Here is a 22353-nt window from a genome sequence, read left to right as displayed (position 1 = left end):
ATAAGGGTTATACTTGACAAAGTATACGCAGAGTTTTTTGAGATAAGGAGGAGAGAATGTCCAGAAGAGACAGGCGCGCAGGATCTGGGGACCGGCGGACCGGCCGCAGCCATGGCAGTAAGAAGAAGGGTTCTTTCAGAGACAGGATCCACGATTACAACGACATACTCCTGGCGGTGGTGATCATACTGGTGGCGGCGTTCCTGGTGGCGTGGAGGCTCCAGGCCATCCTGAACTACCCGGCCGTAATGGCACAGCAGAAGAACAGTACTTCCTCATCTCAGGAGACATCAGCCCTGCCGGAGTCTCCGGACTCGCCTGTAGAGGTTATGGCCTAGGCGTTCTATCGTTCATTTTAAGGAGAGAACAGAACCATGATAGAAACAAAGAACCTGACCATGCTGGTGGACTTTTACGAGATCACCATGGCCAACGGTTATTTTCAGTCTGATGTAAGAGACAGCGAAGCTTGCTTCGACATGTTCTTCCGCAAGGTGCCTGATGACGGGGGATTCGCCATCATGGCCGGCGTGGAGCAGCTCATCGAATACCTGGACAATCTCCACTTTTCCCAGGAGGACATCGACTATCTGAGATCGAAGCACCAGTTCTGCGATGGATTCCTGGAGTACCTCAAGAACTTCAAATTCGCCTGCGACGTGTGGGCGGTGCCGGAGGGCACGCCTATATTTCCTCACGAGCCCATCGTAACTGTGAAGGGACCTCTGATACAGGCCCAGCTGGTGGAGACGATGCTGCTGCTGACCATCAATCATCAGAGCCTGATCGCCACCAAGTCCAACAGGATAGTGAGGGCGGCTCAGGGGCGTCCTATCATGGAGTTCGGAAGCAGGAGAGCCCAGGGGGCATCGGCAGCCATCTACGGCGCCAGGGCTTCTTACATAGCGGGCTGTGCGGGAACTGCCTGCGCCATAGCTGACAGGGATTACGGCGTGGCCGCCCTCGGGACCATGGCTCACAGCTGGGTCCAGACCTTCGACAGCGAATACGAGGCGTTCAAAGCGTACACGGAGATATATCCGGACAACGCGGTGCTCCTCATCGACACCTACAACGTGCTGAAGTCGGGACTTCCTAACGCCATCAGGGTGTTCAAGGAGCTGAAGCCTGCGAAGATGGGAATAAGGATCGACAGCGGAGACATCGCCTACCTCACCAAGAAGTGCAGGAAGATCCTCGACGAAGAGGGCCTTCAGGAATGTTCCATCGTCATCTCCAACTCCCTGGACGAGTACCTGATCAGGGACGTGATAATGGAGGGGGCACAGATCGACTCCTTCGGAGTGGGCGAGAGGCTGATCACATCGAAGTCAGAGCCTGTCTTCGGCGGTGTGTACAAACTGGCCGCCATCGAGAAGAACGGCGTGATGGAGCCTAAGATGAAGATCTCCGAGAACATCGAGAAGATCACCAACCCGGGATTCAAGAACGTGTTCCGCCTGTACGACAACGAGACGGGCAAGGCCCTGGCGGACGTCATAACACTGAGGGAAGAAGGCCCTATCAAATACCACGAGAGCTACGAGATCTTCGATGAGCACGCCGTGTGGAAGAGGAAGGAACTCAGGAACTTCACAGCGAAGGAGCTCCTCGTGCAGATCTTCGACAAGGGGAAGTGCGTCTACAAGTCGCCTGCCCTGGACGACATCAAGGCTTACTGCAAGGAGCAGATCGACACCCTGTGGGGCGAGACCCTGCGTTTCGAGAACCCGCAGACCTACTACGTCGACCTGTCCAAGCCTCTGTGGAGCCTGAAGCACGAGCTGCTGAACAGGCACCACGCTCTGCAGTAGTTTTTGCGGGGCTCCTGAGCCGATCGGGAGCCGGAAGAAAGAGAGGTACAATGAGAAGAGCACTTAGCAGAATATGGCACTTCAACATCTGGGCCTACTTCACAGAGAACGTACACAGAAAGGTATTGGGGGTGATGCTCATCCTGGGCACGGCGGCTCTGATGACCGCATGCATCCGGTACATCATCCCGTCCCAGGTGACGGTGGTCTATGCGGCCATCGGATCGGATGACAAAAAAGACGTGGTGGAGACCCGCGCCTCCGACGTGGCGGGAGCCATCAAGGATGCGGGGATCAAGGTCACCGACGAGGACAAGGTCTACCCTTGCCGTGAGCACTCTGTGAAGGACGGCATGACCGTAAAGGTCACGGAGTCCATCAAGACCACTGCCATCATCGGCGGCCAGGAGGAGGATTTCAACCTCACCAAGGGCACCGTCGCTGACAACCTCAAGTTCAACAATATCGAATACGATGATGACGACATCATCACCCCGTCACTGGATACAGAGGTGGACAAGGACACTAAGATACAGGTCCAGAGGGTCGAGACACAGACGAAGGACGTCACCGAGACCGAGCCAGCGGGAGAGGACACGGTGCTGGACCCGAGCCTGGCATCTGGAAAAGTGGTCTCGTCTGACGGACAGGACGGCCAGTCCATCTACACCTATACGACTACGATCGTGGACGGCAAGGAGACAGGCACCTCGAAGACACTGAAGGAAGTGGTGACCCCAGTCACCAACAAGGGCCTCAGGCTCGGCACTTCGCTCACCGGCCAGTCCGGATCGGTGAAGGTGGTGAGGACCTTCACGGGGAACACCACCGCATACTATGCCGGTGAAAATGCCCATGGCTCCACAGGAGGCCTGTGCAAGTACGGGACCTGCGCCGTGGACCCGTCGGTGATCCCTTACGGCACGAAGCTCTACATAGAGGGATATGGCTTCGCGGTAGCAAACGACTGCGGTGGCGCTGTAAAAGGAAATGTCGTGGACCTGTACATGCGCAGCACCGCGGAATGCATTTCATGGGGACGGCGCCACGTGAAGGTGTACGTGCTGGAATAATGCGTTTCAGGTGACCACAGATCAACATCTGATCTTACTATTCGGGGCTGTTGCATTTGGACGGAATGTGGCAGCCTTTTGAAGTCCCTCGAGAGGGAGATATTATTGTTTGCGCGGCAGCGCTGCGTTGATTATAGAAAAAATCTATTCGTCCCGCGGGCTGTGTACATATGGTCGCGTTAGAGTAAAATTATTACCGGGGCGGGATCGCTCTCCGCCGGAATGCCGGAAGAGAAGGCATAGCGAAAGAATTTTTTTCCAGGCCCCTGAACAGATAAAGACAATGGGAGGTAGTACCAATGAAGTTAGATGCAGCAGGCAAGGCATGCCCGATTCCAGTGATCATGGCAAAGAAGGAGATGGACAAGGGAACACAGGACCTTTCCATCGTGGTCGACGGACAGACTCAGATCGACAACCTGACACGCCTTGGAGATACATACGGCAGGAAGGCCACTTCCGCACCTGAGGGAGACAAGTTCCTGGTGACATTCGAGGACGGAGACGGCACCATCCCTGAGAACGCGAAGAACTACGACGAGGGAAGCTATGCCGTGTTCTTCAACAAGATCGGCGTAGGCACTGGAGACGACGAGCTGGGACAGAACCTGGCCAAGATGGCTATTTTCACCCTCAGCGAGCAGGAGGACAACATTCCTAGCTACATCCTGTTCATGAACGGCGGTGTAAAGCTGACGACGGGCATCGAGCCTCAGATCGTGGACAACCTGAACACCCTGATCGAGAAGGGAACGAAGGTACTGGTCTGCGGAACATGCCTGAACTTCTACGGTCTGAAGGACGACTGCAAGGTGGGCACTGTCAGCAACATGTACGACATACTCAACGCCATGGAGGAGGTATCCAAGGTCATCACACTGTAAGGCCAGATGATCATCTGACATATGGAAGAATATTATCTTTATACTTTTGAGTCCACCCATGGAGCAATCTCCACAGAGAAACTGATGAAGCCCCTGAACTGCACGGTCATGCCGGTACCCAGGGCCATTTCCACCAGCTGCGGGATATCCGTGAGGATCCAGCCGGACAAGTTCCGGGAGTCCAGGGAGATCTTCGAGAAGGAGAGCGACCTGAGTCCCGACGAGTACACGGTGTACCTGATCCACAGCGACAAGAAGGCCGGGATCTTCGACTATGAAGAAGTTGAACTGTAGACCGGGGCTGAGGCGGACCGAAAAGCAGAATACGACGAGGCTGTTCCTTTTCGAAGGAGCGGCCTTTTCTTGTGCGGGTTCAAATGTTACGGAATTTGATGTATCATTACTTGATATGCAGTATGAAGTGCTGTACCGGAGGAAACGAAACAGAAAATGTTCAGAAACTTTTTCAGAAGCGCATATGTGAAGGCGGCGGGGACACTGCTGCTGGCGGGGACTCTCCTGCTGATACTCAGGAGGATAATGGAGACCACCAGCCTGAGTGCTGTTGTGGACAGCATCAACAACACGCTGATGCCTGTATACATCGGAGTGCTGCTGGCCTTCGTTCTGTGCCCGATCTACAATTCGATAGTCAGGCACTGCTATGCTTTTTTCAAGGAAAACAGAGAGTTGAACAGGGCCCACAAGGAGGTCGTGAACAGCAAGAAGCCAGGAGAAACTTTCAGCCCGGGTCTCGTGGCCAGGGCCGGGGATGAACTTGACGACCAGGGTCGAGAGATCCTTACGGGAGCTGGAGCTGCAGGATATAGAAAAGGCGTTTACGAGGCCGTTTCGAAACAGCGCGATAAGAAGGGGATCACCCAGGAGGAAAAGGAAGTCCGTGATAACCACAAGATGCTGTCCAGGGCGAGAGTGATCGCGTCGGTGTGCTGTCTCGCCATCGTCCTGGGAGCTGCGGCTCTTCTCATGTACACGGTCATGCCCCAGATAGTCTCCACCATGATGAACCTGGTCGAGACTGCGCCGCACAGGCTCGAGACATTCGCCAGGTGGTCACATCATCACCTGTCTAAATACCCTGCCGTGGTCAAGAAGATCGACGAGATATCGAACTCAGGGGGAACGGCGATAATCACCTGGGTGCAGACGAACATCCTCAAAAAACACGCCACAAGCATCGCCGCGGTGGTCTCCAACCAGATATTCGCATTTGTGAGCACCATCATCGACGTGTTCGTGGGAATGCTTCTCGCCATCTATCTTCTCAACTACAAGGAGAGGCTGTGCGCCATCGCCAGGAAGATCACGTCAGCAAACTTCTCGGAGAGAACGGCGAGGAATCTCTATGAGTTCGCCAACATAATAAACACGACGTTCATCGGCTTCATAGTCGGAAGGATCCTGGACGCGCTCGTCATCGGCATCCTCACCTTCCTGGTGATGAGCATATTCAACATGCCTCTGGCTCTGCTCATCAGCGTCATCGTAGGAGTGACCAACGTGATACCATTCTTCGGACCTTTCCTGGGGGCGATACCTTCTTTCTGCCTCCTTCTGATCCAGGGAGACCCGATGCAGGCCGTATACTTCGCAATAATGATACTCGTCATCCAGCAGCTGGACGGAAACGTCATCGGCCCGAAGATAGTGGGGGACGCCATCGGCCTGAACAGCTTCTGGGTGCTGATATCCGTCCTTATAGGCGGAGGTCTCTTTGGCTTCCTTGGAATGGCACTGGCCGTTCCTGTGTTCGCGGTGATATACCAGTACGTGAACAAGATAGCCATAAAGCGCCTGAAGAAAAAAGAGAGAGTTTCCGCTACAGACGGGTACTACGACTTCTCGAAATTCGGAATTGAGGACACCGACGAGGTGATCTCCCGCCCAAAGGAGTAATACAAAGAGATGACAGACATCAAACAGAAGATAATGGCCCTCCGCATACCGGAGGAGAGGATACTGGAAAATGAACCGCTGTCCGGACACACCACATTCCGGATCGGCGGCCCTGCGGAGCTGCTGGTGAGGGCGGCGACAGAAGAGGAGCTTTCGGCTCTGCTCGGCCTCCTCACGTCCGAGGGAATCCAGCACATGCTGATGGGAAACGGCTCGAACATCCTCTTCAGCGATGAGGGGTACGACGGAGTGGTGATCCTCCTCGACGGCGACTTCATGAAGCTGGAGCTCCCCGATCAGAGCGGTGCTCCCGAGAACAGGACCGTCATCAGGGCCGGAAGTGCGGTTCGCCTGTCCAGGCTCAGCGCCTTTGCGGCGGAAAGCAGCCTGACAGGACTGGAGTTCGCCTGCGGTATACCCGGCTCCACGGGAGGGGCCGTGTACATGAACGCGGGAGCCTACGGCGGAGAGATGAAGGACACCGTGCTTTCCGTTAGACTCATGAGGGCCGACGGCAGCGAGACCTTTACCAGAGACGCAGAACACATGGACTTTGGTTACAGGCACAGCGCGGTGCAGGATGAGGGGCTGATCGTCCTGTCCGCCGACTTCGCACTGGAAAAGGGAGACCGCGACGCCATAAAGGCGTCCATGGCGGAGCTGAACAGAAAGAGAAACGCAAAGCAGCCGGTGGAGTTTCCAAGTGCCGGGAGCACCTTCAAGAGACCGTCGGGAGGATACGCCGCGGCGCTTATCCAGGACTCCGGTCTCAAGGGCTTTTCGGTGGGAGGCGCACAGGTATCCGAAAAACACTCTGGCTTCGTGATAAACGCCGGTGGTGCCACCTGCAGAGATGTGGTGACGCTCATGGAAAAGGTGAGGGACAAGGTGCTGGAGGATTCCGGCATCCGTCTGGAGCCCGAGGTGCGCATCATAGGAAGGGACGGGACGGAGCTCAACGAGCGGTTCTGACCTGAACAGACCGGACAGGTAATTCTCTGAAAAAAGGAGGACGGATTGAACACGGATCTGGATACGATAAGGAAAAAGTGGTGCCTCACCTTCGACTACCACACCCACACCATCTATTCCCACATGGGGCCGTACAGGCACGCCAAGGGCCAGGTCATGGACAACGTGAGGGTAGCGGCGGAGAGAGGCCTGAAGGAGATCGCCATCACCGATCACGGGCCGGGACACCGATTTTACGGAATAAGCATGAGGGACATCCCTAAGGTGAGACGGGACATAGAGGAAGCGCAGAAGAGTTTTCCCGAGGTGAAGATCTGGCTGGGTGTCGAGGCGAACATAGTCGCAAATAAACCGAACGGCCTGGACGTGAAGCCTGAGTGGTTCGATCAGTTCGACTTCGTGAACTGCGGTTACCACTACGGTCTGCCAGGGTGCCACATGCCGAGGAACATGATCGACTCGAAATTCGGCAGGCCGTCGGGGAGCCGTGAGCACCTCAGAGCCATCAACACCGAGATGACAGTGAACGCCCTGGAGTCCAACAAGATCTGGATCCTCACCCATCCGGGCGACAAGGGCCCTTTCGATATTGCCGTTATCGCCAGGACCTGCGAGGAACAGGGGATCTGGATGGAGATAAACGCCCGTCATACCCACATGACAGTGGAGGATCTGAAAGTGGCAGGAAAGTTCGACGTGAGCTTCGTAATTAGCAGCGACGCCCACAGGCCCGAGCACGTCGGCAGATACGCGGCCAGCGTGGCAAGGGCCATTGAAGGGGGGATCGACCCCGGAAGGATAGTGAATCTGAGGGAACGGGAGGAGGACCTATGAAAGTAGTGATCATTTCCGGAATGTCCGGCGCAGGCAAGACCAAGGCGGCAGACTGGTTCGAGGATCAGGGGTACTATTGCATCGACAACATGCCGCCGGCGCTGGTGTCGAATTTTCTGGAACTCACCTCCGCGGGAGACACCGGCATCGAAAAGGCCGCCTTCGTCGCGGACCTGAGGGGAAAGAACTTTTTCAAGGACCTGGAGACCTGCATCGACAACCTGCGGAAGGCCGACAACGTGGAGACTACCGTGCTTTTCATAGAGGCATCCACCGACTCCATCGTCCACAGGTACAACGAGACCAGGCGCCAGCATCCGCTCACCAGCGGCAAGGCGACCAGAGAGGTCATCGAGAAGGAGCGGCAGGAGCTGGAGCCGATCAGGAAAAAGGCCGACGTGGTGATCGACACCACCAAGAAGAAGGTCGCCGAGTTCAACATGGAGATGAACAGGATCTTCCTGGGCAACGAGAGCGGCAGCCGCTTCAACATCAACATCACCAGCTTCGGATACAAATACGGTATCCCGACTGAGACGGACATGACCTTCGACATGAGGTTCATCCCGAACCCGTTTTACGTGAACAGTTTGAGGGAACTCACCGGGAACAACAGGAAGGTGAGCAGCTACGTCATGAAATTCGACATCACGAAGGATTTCATCAGTCAGGCCGACAAGCTGATAAACACCCTGATACCGGGGTACATCAAGGAAGGAAAGTATCATCTCAACATCGCCTTCGGGTGCACCGGGGGCCATCACAGGTCGGTGGCGGTCGCCAACGAGATGGCGAGGATATTTGAAGAGCAGGGCTACAGGGTCACCGTGAACCACAGAGACCTGGGCTATGTGAAGAAGGGAGCTGGGAAGTAGTGTCCTTTTCGTCGGAACTCAAGGGGGAGCTGTCGCGGCTCAACGTGGAAAACAAGGATCACATGCTGGCGGAGATCTCCGGGTTCCTCAGGGTGTCCGGCAGCCTGCGCCTGGCGGGTGGCGGAAAGTTCTCCATCCTGGCGGCCACGGAAAACCCGGCGGTAGCACGCCACTACAAAAAGCTGATCCGCGACTACTTCGATTGCAATCCGGGGCTCGAGGTGGGGCTTTCCCAGGTGCCGGGCCGCAGCGAAAAGGGCTACCGGTATTCCCTCAGGATACGGCCGGAGGACAAGAGCGAGCAGATCCTCCGGGAGACGGGCATGATGCTCATCCGTGAGGGCAACGACTACCTGTCGGACGGCATCTACCAGCCGATCGTCCGCACGAAGGGGTGCAAGAGGGCGTATATAAGAGGCCTTTTCCTGGGGTGCGGCAGCATCTCCGACCCCCACAAGGGATACCACATGGAGTTCGTACTGGACAGCCATCAGGTGGCCCTGGATCTCAAGAAGCTCATCGGATCCTTCACCGACCTCAGCGCCGGCATCACCGAAAGGGGCGGCGACTGGGTGGTGTACATCAAGAAGGCCGACTACATCGGCGACATGATGGGCATCATGGGAGCCAGCGGTGCCATGCTGGAGTTCGAGAATATCAAGATCGGCCGGGGCATAAAGGGAGAGGCTGCAAGGATCGCCAACTGCGACAACGCAAACGTGGACAGGACTTTGAACGCCTCAGAAGAGCAGGTCAGGAACATAAGAATGATCCAGGAGCACATGTCTCTGGACGAGCTCCCGGAGCAGCTGCGCCAGGTGGCCGTGCTGCGGCTGGAGAGGCCGGAGGCCAGCCTCACTGAGATCGGCGAGGCGCTGGACCCGCCAATCCAGAAGGGCGGCGTGAACAAGAGATTCAAGAGGATAAGAGAACTGGCACAGGAGTTTGAGGGAAAAGAAAATGGAGATGAATAAGGGACAGGTGATCCGTCTCGAGATCACCGATGTCAGTGATGAAGGCAAGGGCTTCGGCAGGGCAGAGGGCCTTGCCGTTTTTGTGAACGGGGCTCTGCCGGGAGATGTGGTCGACGCCAGGGTCACCCGGGCAAAAAAGAGATTCGCCTCGGCGGAGGTCGTGGAGGTCGTGGAGCCTTCTCCGTTTCGCCGGCAGTCCGAATGTCCGTACTCTGAAGAATGCGGCGGGTGCTCATTCCGGGAGCTGGACTATGACAAGCAGCTGGAGCTGAAGGCCGCACAGGTCCGGAACAAGCTCAGCCGGATCGGCGGCGTACAGGATCCTGTCGTCAGGGACACGGTGCCGTCGCCCATGACCGGCAGGTACAGGAACAAGGGTGTCTTTGCAGTAAAATCTGGCCATATCGGATTCTACAAAAGGGGCAGTCACGACATAGCAGATATAGAGGACTGCCAGCTTTTGCCGGTATCTGTGATGGCCGTTATCAATGAGATACGTAAATTTATAAATAACAGATCGATCTCGTGTTACGACGGGAGGTCCGGAAAGGGATTCCTCAGGGAGGTCACGGTGAAGTGTGCCTTCGGAACGGGCCAGATGATGGTGGTGCTGACCGGAGCGGACAGCCGCCTGCCTCACGCAGAAGCGCTCGTGGAAGCGATGGACCAGGCCGTGGAAGACGCCGACGACGATTTTTACCTGGCCAGCGTAGTGCTACACGTGAACAGGAACAAGAGCCTGTATGACTTTTCCGACAAGGTGATCACCATCGCCGGGTCGCCGACCATAGTGGACGAGGTGGAGTTCCGGGAGCCGGGGATGAAGAGCTCGGTGAAATACGAGATCTCGCCACTGGCCTTTTACCAGGTGAACCCTCTGCAGATGAAAAACCTGTGCACCCGGGTGTATGACTATGCCCGGCCGGATGGAAATGAGATACTCTTCGATCTTTACTGCGGCATCGGCACCATGGGCCTGCCATTGGCGGACAGGTGCAGATATATAGTTGGCATCGAAACCGTGAAGTCCGCCGTGGTGGACGCAAACCGGAACGCGGTGATCAACGGGATCGTGAACGCGCGGTATTATCGTGGAAAAGCAGAGGAGGTAATGCCGGGACTCATGAGGGAACTCGACGAGGCCGCCGGGTCTGGTGGGGCTGATGACTCTGATAGCTCCGCCGATGCTCTCTCCCAGGCCATCAAGGACACCTTCGGCATCCCTTGGAAGGACGCGTCGGGTTCCATCGTGATACTGGATCCGCCGAGGAAGGGATGCGATCCCGACCTGCTGGCTTCCGCCGCATCCACCGGGGCTGATCGCATCGTCTATGTTTCCTGCGATCCGGGGACCATGGCCAGAGACGTGGCGAGGCTCAGGGAGCTGGGCTACGATCTCGTGGAGACGACGCCCTTCGACATGTTCCCTTGGACGACGGAGATCGAGTGCGTGAGCGTGCTGAAGAGGCGGTAGGACTGGAGGTACTGTCGTGCTGCAGGTCTTTACAGCTCATCCATCAGAAGAAAATCCCTGAGCTTGTAATGGTATACTGTGCTGGTCGAGTAATCGATATCATCGTTTGTGATGATGATCTTTTTCGCCGTGTTATCGATCCCCGCAAATGCGGAGAACTCCCTGTCATAGGCTTTTTCTTCTGCAACGCTGTAGGCGACCTGGATCAGGTACAGCTTGTCGCCTTTTGTCGCTCTGAAGTCGATCGCCCTCCCTCTGTTGTCGAACACAGTCACTTCGTATCCCAGGTAGATCAATTCGTTCAGGACGATGTTTTCCAGGTTGTGCGTAACATCATACCGGTTTCCGGACACCCGGATGCTGTTCAGAGAAACATTACGATTTTTCAGAAATCAATAAAATCGTAAAGCAGTACTTTACAATTTTGCGACAGGCGGCAATATTGTAAAGTAGCAAATGGGGAAGGGGGGCATCGCCATGCCGGCTCGTTCGCGGTCCATATCCTTGACACATACTCTCTCCTGTGGTATCCCTAAGGCTGTATCGTCCGGGGCCTTTCTCACGATATGAGATACATACGGGATCCCCGGCAGGAGGAGTTATGGAAGAGAATGAGAGAATGAAGACGGCCATCGTCTACGCCTCTAAGTTCAAGGGTAACACCCGTATACTCGTAGACGCCATCGCCGCGGGAAATGATATAGACCTTTACAACGCCAGATCCGTGGAGCACGTTGATCTCAGAGGTTACGACGTCATCGGCTTCGCCTCCGGGATATACTACGGGAGCCCGGACCGGTCCGTCATGAAGATACTTGAGCGGGATCTTCCGAGGGGGAAAAAGGTCTTTTTCGTATGTACCAGCGGTTCCGGCAGGTCGTCCTACGTAAAACCTCTCATGCAGGAGGCTAAGAAAAAGGGCGCCGGCGTCGCGGGAGTCTACAGCTGCAGGGGCAGTGTTTCGATGCCTGGAAAGACAGGCGGCAAGAGACACCCGTCCTTCAAGGAGATCCGCAGTGCGGTGAATTTCTACAATGAGATGATGGATCGCCTTGAGTCCGAGAGAAGCGAGGAAGGGGGAAGGGCCGGGATGGTGGCGAACCTGCCGCCGTCAGGCGGATCAGGAAACTCACCACAGGATCCTGAGGACAAGGTGGTGAAGACCGCAGCAGAAGTGGCCGCGGGCATCTCCATCGCCACGCCGCTTCTCATCCTCCAGCATACTCTGCGCAGGATGAGAAAGTGACAACATAAAAAATATAATTAAATTGTCAATACACCCTAAAAACAAATAAAAAATTTGGGGTATTGACCAAATATATCCCTGAGACTATAATGCAGGTGAAGGAAGTGATCTCCTTTCGGGCATTGAGACATTTACCCCTTTGCGAAGGGGAAACGCAGGGAGGTGCGAAATGAGAAAGACAAGAGCGATGAAGATGATCGTCGTACTGGTACTGATCTATTTCGTTATAATGTTTCTCATGCCAACAGCGGTTCTCGGCTGATACGCCTGCAGCGGCGCGGGCCGGAACTTTATAGTGACAACGACGGGGAGTGCGGCGTCAGCCGTGCTTTTCGTTTTTTTTGACTGCTCCCGTCATTGAAGAGGAGGAGGGAACAATATGAGCATTCAGAAGGAAAACACCGCCGGCGGAACCAGAAAAATATCCGTTTCCGTGAGCCACCTGGAGCAGGAGCTCCGCGACGACTTGAGCAGAAGAGCGGCAGAACTCGGCTTCAGCGTGAAGTTCATCGACAGGCATCTCCTGGAAAAGAAGACCGAAGAACAGGCGGACGCCGGTGAGAGGGCGCAGCTGCAGTGGCTGAGGGAGTCCGAAGTGATACTGACATCGAGGGGCCGCCACGTGGAGAAGTGCAGCGAAAACCTGAAGTGGGCCGCCGACACCTACGCGGGTATGGACGTGTACTATCCCCGGGAAGACGGCACATCCATCCTGCCCCACGAGGGCATTTTCCTCACAAACTCCTCGGGCGTCTACGGCCCTACCATCAGCGAGCACATCATCATGGCGCTGCTGATGCTGTGGAGGCGTGAGCCCGAATACATCGAGTGCCACCGCGAACAGACATGGGGGCCGCGGCTCGAGCTTGGCTCCATTATGGGGTCCAGTTTCGTGGTGCTGGGCGCCGGAGACATCGGGACGACGTTTGCAAAAAAGGCCAGGGCCCTTGGTGCCGCCCGCATCATCGGCGTCAGCCGCACCGGCAGGGTGCGCTATCCGGGAGTTTATGACGAGATGCACAGCTTCACGGAGCTGGCCGGTGTCCTCCCGGAGGCGGATGCGGTGGTGATGAGCCTGCCAGGCACTAAGGAGACCGTGGGGATGATGGACATGGACATGTTCAGACTCATGAAAAAGTCGGCCATTCTTGTTAACGTCGGCCGCGGCCTGTCGGTGGTACAGAAGGACCTGGTGGAGGCGCTGAACTCCGGGATCATCGCCGGAGCTGCCGTGGACGTGATGGAAAAGGAACCGCTACCTCAGGGCGATCCTCTCTGGACCGCAAAAAACTGCGTGATCACCCCGCACGTTGCCGGGAACATGACACTGAAGACCACGAGGCAGCTGATAGTCGACCTTTTCTGCAGGAACCTGCAGCACTACGTGAACGGCGAGAGGCTGGAAAACCTCATGGACCTCACCCGCGGGTACTAGCGGGTGCCGCAGAGCAACAGAGACGAAAATGCCTGTCAGCCCCCGGCCGCGGTGGCTGGCTGGCATTATTTTTTCAGCAGGAGTACAATTCAGAAAACAGAGAATGATGAGGGGACGATAAAAACAGGAAGGAGTGTTTGCAATGAAGATACTGGTCATTTCCGGAAGCCCGCACAAGAGCGGTTCCACCGCACTTCTTACGGAGAACTTTATAGCAGGCGCTGAGGAAGCGGGGCACGAAGTCTGTCGTTTCGACGCATCGTTCAAGAGCATCCATCCGTGCATGGGGTGCGAGCGCTGTCACAAGACTGGTGACGGCTGCGTTTTCAAGGATGACATGGAGGAGCTGAGGCCGGAGGTGCTGAACTCCGACGCCATCGTTTTCGTATCTCCCGTGTACTACTTCGGGATGAACGCCCAGCTGGCCGCGGCGATAGACAGGTTCTACGCCTTCAACGACAAGCTGATGACCCAGGACAAGAAGGCCGCGCTGATCACCGCCTTTGCGGACGACGAGGAGGATGCCTGCAGCGGTCTGGTCAAGACCTATCAGCTCACCCTCAGGTACATGGGCTGGGAAGACAGGGGCATCGTGGCGGCACAGGGCTGCAGCAACGCGGACGACGTTCTCCAGTCCAGCTATCCGACTCAGGCTTACAGGCTTGGAAAAAACTTTTAAGCACGGGTCGTGACGTCTGCGGGACAGTGCAATGAAATAAGCAGGGGGGACCGGCCGGAGGGAGCGCTGAACGGCGCACCATCCGGCTGATCCCGGCCTGCTTTTTCGTTTGCGTTTGATGCTCTCTTGTTGTGTTATTCGTCTGCTTCTGACTTTGACTTCTTCATTGGGGCAGCCGACACCTTCTTCGCAGGTCGTGAGCCACCGGCACTCTCTTCTGAGCATCCGCCCATTATCCCCAGGAGCTCGTACAGTGTGGAGTAAAGAGCTTTTGCCTTTTTCTTCCCGAGAGGGAGACAGCAGGCCATCTGGGTCGGTATCTTCACTGCATCCTCACGCATGTCCTGTCCCTTTTCGGTGAGCCGTATGACAAGGTTGCGCTCGTCCTCGCGAGGGCGCTCTCTGGTTATGAGGCCTTTTCCCTCCATGCGCTTCAGCAGCGGTGTCAGTGTGCCGGAATCAAGGAAAAGCTTCTGCCCGAGGTCCTTGACTCTGATCTCGCCGTCTTCCCACAGAACCATCATCACCAGGTACTGCGTGTAGGTGAGGCCCAGCGGTTCCAGAAAAGGCTTGTATTGCTTCACCACCTCTTTAGCACAGGCGTAAAGAGGGAAGCACAGCTGGTTGTCCAGCTTCAATCTGTCGTATTTATCTTCAGGAGTTGCCATTTCAGTTTCCTTTTATATCATCAAGTAGATCCAGCCTGCAATTCAATAAACGGCAATTTAATTGCGCAACATTGAATTTACAGGACATTTTATAGTGAAACCGCCCGCAATGCAAGAACTTTTCTCCATCCCCGCCGGCAGGCGCGTTTCGACGCCCTTTTTTCAATGTGACAACCTCACCAAAATAATCACTTTTCACAGTGAATTACAGTGTTCCGGGCGTTGAGAGAAAATGGATAACATGGTAAGATAACAATGCCTTGGGGCCTTTTTAAGTGATGAGTGTATAGGAAAAATCAAAAGAAGGCCGGAAGGGCATGAAAAATTCAGATAACAGTGAGGAAGAGAATATGAAGGAATTTATCATTGAAATGGAAGACGGCGGAGTTATGGAGGGCGAGCTTTACGAAGACATCGCTCCCGAGACGGTGAAGAACTTCGAGAGCCTCATCGAGAAGAAGTTCTACGACGGCCTGATCTTCCATCGGGTGATCCCAGGGTTCATGATCCAGGGAGGATGCCCTCAGGGGAACGGAATGGGCGGCCCGGGATACACCATCAAGGGAGAGTTCACCGCAAACGGCTTCAGGAACGACCTGAAGCACACAAGAGGTGTGATATCCATGGCGAGAGCCGCCGACCCGGATTCGGCCGGTTCCCAGTTCTTCATCATGACGGAGGACGCACCGCATCTCGACGGCCAGTATGCGGCCTTCGGTAAGATCACCAGCGGCATGGACGTGGCTGACAGGATCGTAAACGCCAAGAGAGACTATTTTGATAAGCCTCTGAAGGATCAGAAGATCAGATCCATTCGGATGAAATAGCTTCCCTGGAAAGCCCGTCACAAAAGGGAAAAGCGAAGTCCGGGCCGAGGCCCGGGCTTTTTAAAGAAAGATTCGAAAGGTGAAGACATCATATGAGCAAAGCTGAGTACAGAAAGATACAGCGAAAGGTCACGGTCATCGGGCACAAGAACCCGGATACGGATTCCATCTGCTCCGCCATCGCCTACGCCGATATCAAGAACAGGGTCAGCCACAGCCACAAGTACATCCCGGGAAGGGCCGGGGAGATCAGTTCGGAGACCAGGTTCGTCCTTGACTACTTCGGAGTTCCGGATCCGGAGTACGTGGGGGACGTGTCAACACAGGTCAGGGACATGGAGATCAGGATGACTCCGGGTGTTCCTGCCAGCATGACGATCGGCAGGGCATGGGATCTGATGAACGAGACCAACGCCGTGACGCTGCCCGTGACCGAGAACAACAAGGTAGTTGGCCTGGTCACAAAGGGCGACATCGCCAGAACATTCATGGACATGGACAATACCCACTTCCTGTCCGACTCCAGGACGCGTTTCGGCGACATCGCCGAGACGGTGAAGGCGGAGATAGTGACCGGCGATCCGGAAAAGATCTTCGACCACGGCAAGGTCCTGGTGGGAGCGGCCGTTCCCGATAGGATGAAGGCCGTGGTGGACGAAGGGGACCTGGTGATCCTGGTAGACAGGGGTGAGAACCACTCCGCTGCCCTGGAAAAGAAGGCCGCCTGCCTCATCATCTGCCTTGGCGCCCACGCCAGCAGGGAGACGGTGGAAGAGGCGAAGGCCATCGGGGCCGTGATAATGGAGACCGACCTGGACACCTATTCGGTGACAAGGGAGATCAACAAGAGCGTGCCGCTGAGGGCGATCATGATCACGGAGGACATCAATTCCTTCAAACTGGATGATTACACGGACAAGATCCGGTCTGTCATGGCGAGCACAAGACACCGGGCTTTTCCGGTAGTGGACAGCAAGGGCGACTACGTGGGCACGGTCTCCAGGAGAAACCTGCTCGGTATCAAGAAGAGGCAGCTGATCCTGGTGGATCACAACGAGAAGTCGCAGGCCGTGGACAACATCGACGAGGGCGAGATACTGGAGATCATCGACCACCACAGGCTGGGGACGCTGCAGACTCTGCAGCCGATCTATTTCATAAACCAGCCGGTAGGGTGCACAGCCACGATCCTCTATCAGATGTACGTGGAAAAGGGACTGGACATCCCGAAGGAGATCGCAGGTCTCCTGGTGGGAGCCATAATTTCGGACACGCTGATGTTCAGGTCTCCTACCTGTACGCTCCAGGACAAGATGGCGGCGGGGGCGCTGGCTCTCATCGCCGAGATAAACATCGAAGAGTTCGCCGAGGCCATGTTCCGGGCGGGCTCCGACCTGAGGAACAAATCGCCTGAAGAGATCTTTTTCCAGGACTACAAGAAGTTCACCATCTCCGGATATACCTTCGGTGTGGGACAGATCAGTTCCATGGACAAGCAGGAGCTTGACGTCATCAAGAGCAGCATCGAGCCGGTGCTGGAGAAGGAACTGAACAAGACGGACATCTCGATGGCGTTTTTCCTGCTGACGAACATCAAGACCAGCTCGTCAGAGATACTATTTGCAGGGGACCGTGCTTCGGACGTGATAAGGAGCGCTTACCCGGGTCTGGAGGCGGAGGACGGCTGTGTGAACGTGCCGGGGCTCCTTTCCAGGAAAAAGCAGCTTATCCCGGCTTTCATGACGGCGATCAACTACATGTGACTCATGCATTCCGGTAAGGTTATAAGAAGTTATTGCGGGTAATCGTATAAAAATACAGAAGATATTGTGGTAAGGCTTTACGGGCGCGCGGCGCCGGGACAGTCGAAAGGATGTGAACATGGAACCGGAAAGAATTTTACAGGGGCTTCTGGATATCGGCGAAGAGATGATGAAAAGCGGCGCCGAGATCAAGAGGGTAGAGGAAAGCATGTACAGGATGTGCTCTGCGTACGGCTTCCGCAGGATCAACGTCTGGGTGATCTCTTCCAATATCCAGGCGACGGTGGAGGCGCCGGACGGAAGGATCATAACCCAGATCAGGCATATTCCTCTCGGAGGCATGAACCTGGACAGGCTGGATTATCTCAACAATCTGTCAAGATACGTGTGTGCGGCCAGGCCTAACAGAGAGACGCTGGACGCAAAGCTGCGTGAGGTCCTTAACAGGAAGCAGCAGCCTCTCTGGATCACGGTGATGGCCGGCATCATGGGAGGCGCCGGATTCGGCGTGTTCTTCGACTGTACCGTCTCCGACACCATTATCGCGATAATAGCCTCGGCTATAGTAGTCCTCCTGGGCGTGAAGCTCGGAAAAGTCGAGTCCAATCCTATGATCTACAACGCAATACTGGCGTTCATCACGGAGACATTCATCGTCTGGATGGTATACTTCGGAGCCGCCCAGCACGTGGGCAGGATCACCACGGGAGTGGTAATGCTCCTGGTCAGCGCCCTGGGCACGACCAACGGGATCAGGGATACCCTCCACAGGGACATCCTGTCGGGCATCCTGAATATCACCAACTCGATCCTGGGAGCAACGGGCATCGCAGCTGGCATCGTAGTTTCACTTATGCTTTTCAGGGGGATAATATAAATGGCACCGATGAATCCAAACATATGGGTACAGCTCATATCAAGTACCATAGCCTGTACAGGCTTTGCGCTCTGGTTCAACATCAGAGGAAAACAGGTCATCTATTCAGGTATCGGAGCTTTTTTCTGCTGGGCCGTATATCTGGCCGTATACCACTTTGACCCGAGCAACTTCTACGCCACCATGGGCGCATCCATCTTCGTGGCCGGCTATGCCCAGATAATGGCGAGGATCAACAAGGCTCCTGCCACCGTGTTCCTCACGGCATCCATCTTCCCGGTCATCCCGGGAGCCCAGCTCTACTGGATGATGTACGGCGTCGCCCTTCGCGACATGAACATAGCCAAGTCCCAGGCGATCGAGCTCCTGGTGAGCTGCGTGGCCATCGCCCTTGGCTTCATGATCGTGGAGATCCTGAACAAGTACCTGTCCATGCTCTGGGGAAAGATCAGGGGAAAAAAGGCGACGATCTAGCCTGAGCCGGCGAGTCGCTGACGCTTACCGGGGCGAAACGATGTCAGCCGGAGAGGAATGAAAAAATATACATAAAATTTAATATTAATTATTGACAAGGGGACGGCTCTGTTTTATATTGTTCCTATGCAAAATGTGATGCCGGTGTGAAGGACAGACCATCACATTGTGTACTACGATAACGACTGAAGTTTATGACAGAATGATAAAGGAGCAAGATATGAACAAGAACGTTTTCAAGAAGGTGTTCCTGGCTGCCCTTGCATGTATGATGGCATTCATGCTGGCATCCTGTGGAAGCAGCAGCAAGGAAGAGACATATATCGCCGTAACTGAGCCTACATACCCTCCGTTCGAGAGCACCAACGACGACGGAAAGCTGGTGGGATTCGACATCGATCTGATCAAGGCCATCGCAAAGGATCAGGGCTTCAAGGTGAAGATGAAGACCATGAGCTTCGATTCTCTTGTGCCTGCCGTTGAGGCCGGAAATGCGGACCTGATCATCGCTGGATTCAACGAAACTCCTGACAGGGACAAGCACGTGCAGTTCTCCGATCCATATTATGATGCCGGCCAGTACTACATGGTGATGAAGAACAGCGCCATCAATTCCGAGTCCGACTTCACATCCAGCACGAAGGTAGCCGTTCAGATGGGCACTACTACTGATGATTACGTAAAGGAACTCCAGAAGGAGGGTAAGATCGGCGAGGTCAAGGAGCTGAACGAGTACAGCACATGCGTCCTCATGCTGGAGAACGGAGACGTTGACGCCGTTGCCGGAGACATGCCTGTTCTGGACGAGTACATGAACAAGAAGGCCGACACCTACAAGCTGGCAGGAGAGATCTCCACAGCTGCAGATGAGGACAGCCTGATGAAGATAGCCGTCGGCAAGGACAACGACGAGCTTCTGGACAAGATCAACGCCGGACTTAAAGACGTTATGAAGGACGGCACCTATGACAAGCTCTGCAAGAAGTGGGGCATCACAGGACTGGATCACGAATAGAGATCTTTTAAGTAAAACCGTTTAATAAAGTGATGGGAGAACGCTGCCCGTGCGGGCGGCATTCTCCCGTCGTTTTTTTTTTGCGCCTTGCGACGCCGCCCGATATCGCCGTCTCCCAGACCGACACGAGCTTTTTTCTAACGAAACACCGAATTGTTTATAAAATCAAAAAACAGTGATTTATTTAAAATAAAACACAAAAATCTATTGAAAATTGTGGTGACATGCAATATATTATTACAGAAATTAGAGATACGGCCAAAACTCAGCCGCAGTTTTTAACGGTATTATTCCGCAGCAGAGGAAAGAGATATGAAGGATAAGTATATTGCAAAGAAGTACTGGAAGGATGTTTCAACGCCACTGAAGAATGTATACGAGATGGCTTCAGCCTACGACGACATAATCAACCTGAGCGTCGGCGACCCTGACCTCACCACAGACCCAAGGGTGACCGAGGCAGCCTTCAAGGATGCCATGGCCGGGCACACTCATTACACGCCTCAGAGAGGAGACGTGGAGCTGAGAAGAGAGCTGGTATATTTTTACAGGGACGAGTACGGCTACGATCTGCCTATCGATAACGTGATGATAGTGGCCTCCGGAAACATCGGCATGTTCTACGCCATGCAGGCCATCCTGGATCCGGGCGACGAGGTCCTGATCCAGTCCCCGTACTATCTGCCGTATCCTAACCAGGTGAAGATGGCGGGAGGAATCCCGATCGAGTTCGTCACCAAGGAAGAAGAAGACTACCAGTTCAACGTGGACAGGCTGGAGAGCATGATCAACGAGCGCACCAGGGCTATCGTCATCAACTCCCCGAACAACCCGACGGGAAGCACCTTGAGCCTGGACACCATGAAGAAGCTGGCTAAGGTAGTGGAGAAATACGACCTGCTGGTGGTCTGCGACGACATCTACACAGCCTTCAGTTACCAGGAAAAGTTCGTTCCTTTCATGACTCTGCCGGGGATGGACAAGAGGAGCATCGTCATAAACTCATTTTCCAAGGACTTCCTGATGACCGGCTGGAGGGTCGGGGACATCGTGGCGCCTAAGAATATCATCGACACCATCGCCACGATCAATGAGGCGGTTACATTCACACCTCCTTCGGTATCCCAGAGGGCGGCCATCGCGGCGCTGAGGATGAGGCACGAGATACAGCCTCCGATCATAGCCGAGTACAAAAAGAGAGCGTACTATGCGGCAGAGAGGATCAACGCCCTGAACAACATGCACGTGATCTATCCGCCGAAGGGGACCTTCTACCTGTTCATCAATATCAAGGACACGGGCCTCACGTCAACGGAGGTCTGCAAGAGGATCCTGGAAGAGGCCCATGTGCTCATGATACCGGGCATCGGCTTCGGCCAGTGCGGCGAAGGTTACGTGAGGATGTGCTGCACGCTTCCGGTGGAGGAGCTTGGCAAGGCCTTCGACAGGCTGGGCAAGATGAGCCTGTTCAGAAAATAGAACCGCAGGGGAGAAATGATAGGGCATTCCCGCCTGGCGCAAGGGGTCAGGGCTTCGGGCAGCCCCGCGATATGACAACCTGGAAAAGAGCGGCGAAAGCCGCTTTTTTCAATGCCTACGGGACTTTCGGCAACGCGCGGGTCAGGGCCGCGGCGGATTTCGGTCCGGTTGCAAAAATACTTTAATTTGTTATCATAAGTAGGTGTCTCAGGATGGGATGTATCCCTGAGCGGTTTCGGAAACAGAGGTGTTTGGCGATGGACGACAGGAAAAAAGAACAGCTGAAAAATGCGGTGGCTGAGGCGCTGCAGCCGGGGAGGAGAGGCTCCACGGCGGTGTACGTCATCATTGCGGTGCTGCTGATAGTCTTCGTGTTCCAGCTTTTCCGTCCCAATGTGGACGCTGCATACAGCGACAAGAGCATAAAAAAGAACATTTCTGCCGCCCAGGCAGTCCAGAACGCCAGCGTGGTGGACGTGGAACACGCCGTCGACCAGCTGGACGCTGCCGCCAACGGAGGCACCCAGTCGGAAGACAGGCAGGGAAGATACAAGAAGCTGTTCAAGAACTGCACCGTCACGGGAGACTCCCTCACGGAGGGCCTGACGGTCTACGGATGGCTGACTGAGGAACAGGTCTACAGCAAGATCGGAGCCTCTGTGCTGAACAGTCAGGATCTCTTTGACAAGGCCGCTGGGACGTATCCGAAGGCCGCATTCTTCGCCTTCGGGATGAACGACATGGGCAACTACTCCGGAAATGCGAAGGCCTTCGTGAAGCAGTACGAGTCTCTCCTCAAGAGGTTCCACAAGAAGTCCCCGGATTCCGAGATCTACGTGTGCTCCATATCCACACCTGATGCCGACGCGATCAAGAACAACAGCTCCCTGGGAGATTACAAGAAGTTCAACAAGGCTATAAGAAAGATGTGCGAGAAGAAGGGATATACCTTCGTGGACGACACTTCGATCCTTGCAGATCATCCTGAACTGTATGCAGGAGACGGCATCCACGCCAGCTCCGAGTACTATCCGCTGTGGCTGGACTCCCTTGCGAAGGCGGCGCAGCTGTAA

23 protein-coding genes are annotated in these 22353 nt (G+C 55.1%); 21 read left to right on the top strand and 2 right to left on the bottom strand.

All coding sequences use genetic code 11. The features are described 5' to 3' along the window. Positions 1-56: 56 nt before the first annotated feature. The 11 genes from BQ7382_RS06980 (at position 57) to rlmD (ending at position 10817) form a co-directional block, all read left to right on the top strand. Positions 57-338, top strand: a complete 282-nt coding sequence (locus tag BQ7382_RS06980; protein ID WP_077391404.1) for a hypothetical protein — start codon at positions 57-59, stop codon at positions 336-338. A gap of 36 nt (positions 339-374) precedes the next feature. Beyond that, positions 375-1814, top strand: coding sequence for a nicotinate phosphoribosyltransferase (locus BQ7382_RS06975; RefSeq protein WP_077391403.1), 1440 nt, complete (start codon positions 375-377; stop codon positions 1812-1814). Between the two features lie 50 nt (positions 1815-1864). Next, positions 1865-2887, top strand: a complete 1023-nt coding sequence (locus BQ7382_RS06970; protein WP_077391402.1) for a 3D domain-containing protein — start codon at positions 1865-1867, stop codon at positions 2885-2887. A 299-nt stretch (positions 2888-3186) separates the two neighbouring features. Further along, positions 3187-3771, top strand: coding sequence for a sulfurtransferase-like selenium metabolism protein YedF (yedF, locus tag BQ7382_RS06965; protein WP_077391401.1), 585 nt, complete (start codon positions 3187-3189; stop codon positions 3769-3771). A gap of 21 nt (positions 3772-3792) precedes the next feature. Continuing rightward, positions 3793-4065: a DUF3343 domain-containing protein gene (locus BQ7382_RS06960; RefSeq protein WP_077391400.1), complete on the top strand. Its 273-nt coding sequence runs from the start codon at positions 3793-3795 to the stop codon at positions 4063-4065. Between the two features lie 156 nt (positions 4066-4221). After that, on the top strand, positions 4222-5688 hold the full coding sequence (locus BQ7382_RS06955; RefSeq protein ID WP_077391399.1) for an AI-2E family transporter: 1467 nt from the start codon (positions 4222-4224) through the stop codon (positions 5686-5688). 9 nt (positions 5689-5697) lie between these two features. After that, complete coding sequence (gene murB / locus BQ7382_RS06950) at positions 5698-6660, top strand: UDP-N-acetylmuramate dehydrogenase (protein ID WP_077391398.1); 963 nt, start codon at positions 5698-5700, stop codon at positions 6658-6660. 45 nt (positions 6661-6705) lie between these two features. Next, positions 6706-7494, top strand: coding sequence for a PHP domain-containing protein (locus BQ7382_RS06945; RefSeq protein WP_077391397.1), 789 nt, complete (start codon positions 6706-6708; stop codon positions 7492-7494). Beyond that, complete coding sequence (gene rapZ, locus BQ7382_RS06940; RefSeq protein ID WP_077391396.1) at positions 7491-8369, top strand: RNase adapter RapZ; 879 nt, start codon at positions 7491-7493, stop codon at positions 8367-8369. The genes BQ7382_RS06945 and rapZ overlap by 4 nt, the downstream gene beginning before the upstream one ends. Further along, positions 8369-9343: a DNA-binding protein WhiA gene (gene whiA / locus BQ7382_RS06935; protein WP_077391395.1), complete on the top strand. Its 975-nt coding sequence runs from the start codon at positions 8369-8371 to the stop codon at positions 9341-9343. Before rapZ ends, whiA begins: the two co-directional genes overlap by 1 nt. After that, positions 9330-10817, top strand: coding sequence for a 23S rRNA (uracil(1939)-C(5))-methyltransferase RlmD (gene rlmD / locus BQ7382_RS06930; protein ID WP_077391394.1), 1488 nt, complete (start codon positions 9330-9332; stop codon positions 10815-10817). The genes whiA and rlmD overlap by 14 nt, the downstream gene beginning before the upstream one ends. Before the next feature lie 29 nt (positions 10818-10846). Here rlmD and BQ7382_RS06925 read toward each other — a convergent pair whose 3' ends face one another. Next, entirely contained in the window at positions 10847-11170 is a 324-nt protein-coding gene (locus tag BQ7382_RS06925) for an ATP-binding protein (protein WP_077391393.1), read from the bottom strand. Between the two features lie 248 nt (positions 11171-11418). Here BQ7382_RS06925 and BQ7382_RS06920 point away from each other — a divergent pair, with 248 nt between their 5' ends. From BQ7382_RS06920 to BQ7382_RS06910, 3 genes are all read left to right on the top strand, one after another. After that, complete coding sequence (locus BQ7382_RS06920; RefSeq protein WP_077391392.1) at positions 11419-12063, top strand: flavodoxin domain-containing protein; 645 nt, start codon at positions 11419-11421, stop codon at positions 12061-12063. A 379-nt stretch (positions 12064-12442) separates the two neighbouring features. Then, on the top strand, positions 12443-13498 hold the full coding sequence (locus BQ7382_RS06915) for a D-2-hydroxyacid dehydrogenase (RefSeq protein ID WP_077391391.1): 1056 nt from the start codon (positions 12443-12445) through the stop codon (positions 13496-13498). Between the two features lie 142 nt (positions 13499-13640). Then, positions 13641-14177: a flavodoxin family protein gene (locus tag BQ7382_RS06910; RefSeq protein ID WP_077391390.1), complete on the top strand. Its 537-nt coding sequence runs from the start codon at positions 13641-13643 to the stop codon at positions 14175-14177. A gap of 134 nt (positions 14178-14311) precedes the next feature. Here the strand turns inward: BQ7382_RS06910 and BQ7382_RS06905 are convergent, their stop codons facing one another. Continuing rightward, positions 14312-14845 (bottom strand): MarR family winged helix-turn-helix transcriptional regulator, encoded by a 534-nt coding sequence (locus BQ7382_RS06905; protein ID WP_077391389.1) that lies wholly within the window; start codon positions 14843-14845, stop codon positions 14312-14314. Between the two features lie 350 nt (positions 14846-15195). Here BQ7382_RS06905 and BQ7382_RS06900 point away from each other — a divergent pair, with 350 nt between their 5' ends. From BQ7382_RS06900 to BQ7382_RS06875, 7 genes are all read left to right on the top strand, one after another. Next, a complete protein-coding gene (locus tag BQ7382_RS06900) occupies positions 15196-15672 on the top strand; it encodes a peptidylprolyl isomerase (protein ID WP_077391848.1) in 477 nt (158 codons plus the stop codon). 92 nt (positions 15673-15764) lie between these two features. After that, complete coding sequence (locus BQ7382_RS06895; RefSeq protein WP_077391388.1) at positions 15765-17435, top strand: putative manganese-dependent inorganic diphosphatase; 1671 nt, start codon at positions 15765-15767, stop codon at positions 17433-17435. A gap of 118 nt (positions 17436-17553) precedes the next feature. After that, positions 17554-18312, top strand: coding sequence for a threonine/serine exporter family protein (locus BQ7382_RS09685; RefSeq protein ID WP_235847977.1), 759 nt, complete (start codon positions 17554-17556; stop codon positions 18310-18312). Beyond that, on the top strand, positions 18313-18786 hold the full coding sequence (locus BQ7382_RS09680) for a threonine/serine exporter family protein (protein WP_235847976.1): 474 nt from the start codon (positions 18313-18315) through the stop codon (positions 18784-18786). A 220-nt stretch (positions 18787-19006) separates the two neighbouring features. Next, on the top strand, positions 19007-19801 hold the full coding sequence (locus tag BQ7382_RS06885; protein ID WP_159437255.1) for a basic amino acid ABC transporter substrate-binding protein: 795 nt from the start codon (positions 19007-19009) through the stop codon (positions 19799-19801). A 312-nt stretch (positions 19802-20113) separates the two neighbouring features. Next, positions 20114-21280 (top strand): aminotransferase class I/II-fold pyridoxal phosphate-dependent enzyme, encoded by a 1167-nt coding sequence (locus tag BQ7382_RS06880; RefSeq protein ID WP_077391386.1) that lies wholly within the window; start codon positions 20114-20116, stop codon positions 21278-21280. Between the two features lie 257 nt (positions 21281-21537). Beyond that, positions 21538-22353, top strand: coding sequence for a GDSL-type esterase/lipase family protein (locus BQ7382_RS06875; RefSeq protein WP_159437254.1), 816 nt, complete (start codon positions 21538-21540; stop codon positions 22351-22353).

The organism is Mobilibacterium timonense, from assembly GCF_900155555.1.
In the GTDB taxonomy this organism is placed as follows: domain Bacteria; phylum Bacillota; class Clostridia; order Peptostreptococcales; family Anaerovoracaceae; genus Allobaileyella; species Allobaileyella timonense.
This window is presented reverse-complemented; position numbering and strand designations above follow the sequence as displayed.

Bases quoted from the DNA above. Each gene is read 5' to 3' on its own strand.
- murB (WP_077391398.1), top strand. From the start codon at position 5,698: ATGACAGACATCAAACAGAAGATAATGGCCCTCCGCATACCGGAGGAG.
- BQ7382_RS06955 (WP_077391399.1), top strand. From the start codon at position 4,222: ATGTTCAGAAACTTTTTCAGAAGCGCATATGTGAAGGCGGCGGGGACA.
- BQ7382_RS09680 (WP_235847976.1), top strand. From the start codon at position 18,313: ATGGCACCGATGAATCCAAACATATGGGTACAGCTCATATCAAGTACC.
- rlmD (WP_077391394.1), top strand. From the start codon at position 9,330: ATGGAGATGAATAAGGGACAGGTGATCCGTCTCGAGATCACCGATGTC.
- BQ7382_RS06920 (WP_077391392.1), top strand. From the start codon at position 11,419: ATGGAAGAGAATGAGAGAATGAAGACGGCCATCGTCTACGCCTCTAAG.
- BQ7382_RS06960 (WP_077391400.1), top strand. From the start codon at position 3,793: ATGGAAGAATATTATCTTTATACTTTTGAGTCCACCCATGGAGCAATC.
- BQ7382_RS06880 (WP_077391386.1), top strand. From the start codon at position 20,114: ATGAAGGATAAGTATATTGCAAAGAAGTACTGGAAGGATGTTTCAACG.
- BQ7382_RS06980 (WP_077391404.1), top strand. From the start codon at position 57: ATGTCCAGAAGAGACAGGCGCGCAGGATCTGGGGACCGGCGGACCGGC.
- BQ7382_RS06875 (WP_159437254.1), top strand. From the start codon at position 21,538: ATGGACGACAGGAAAAAAGAACAGCTGAAAAATGCGGTGGCTGAGGCG.
- rapZ (WP_077391396.1), top strand. From the start codon at position 7,491: ATGAAAGTAGTGATCATTTCCGGAATGTCCGGCGCAGGCAAGACCAAG.
- BQ7382_RS06915 (WP_077391391.1), top strand. From the start codon at position 12,443: ATGAGCATTCAGAAGGAAAACACCGCCGGCGGAACCAGAAAAATATCC.
- BQ7382_RS06895 (WP_077391388.1), top strand. From the start codon at position 15,765: ATGAGCAAAGCTGAGTACAGAAAGATACAGCGAAAGGTCACGGTCATC.
- yedF (WP_077391401.1), top strand. From the start codon at position 3,187: ATGAAGTTAGATGCAGCAGGCAAGGCATGCCCGATTCCAGTGATCATG.
- BQ7382_RS06905 (WP_077391389.1), bottom strand. From the start codon at position 14,845: ATGGCAACTCCTGAAGATAAATACGACAGATTGAAGCTGGACAACCAG.
- BQ7382_RS09685 (WP_235847977.1), top strand. From the start codon at position 17,554: ATGGAACCGGAAAGAATTTTACAGGGGCTTCTGGATATCGGCGAAGAG.
- BQ7382_RS06900 (WP_077391848.1), top strand. From the start codon at position 15,196: ATGAAGGAATTTATCATTGAAATGGAAGACGGCGGAGTTATGGAGGGC.
- BQ7382_RS06910 (WP_077391390.1), top strand. From the start codon at position 13,641: ATGAAGATACTGGTCATTTCCGGAAGCCCGCACAAGAGCGGTTCCACC.
- BQ7382_RS06975 (WP_077391403.1), top strand. From the start codon at position 375: ATGATAGAAACAAAGAACCTGACCATGCTGGTGGACTTTTACGAGATC.
- BQ7382_RS06885 (WP_159437255.1), top strand. From the start codon at position 19,007: ATGAACAAGAACGTTTTCAAGAAGGTGTTCCTGGCTGCCCTTGCATGT.
- BQ7382_RS06970 (WP_077391402.1), top strand. From the start codon at position 1,865: ATGAGAAGAGCACTTAGCAGAATATGGCACTTCAACATCTGGGCCTAC.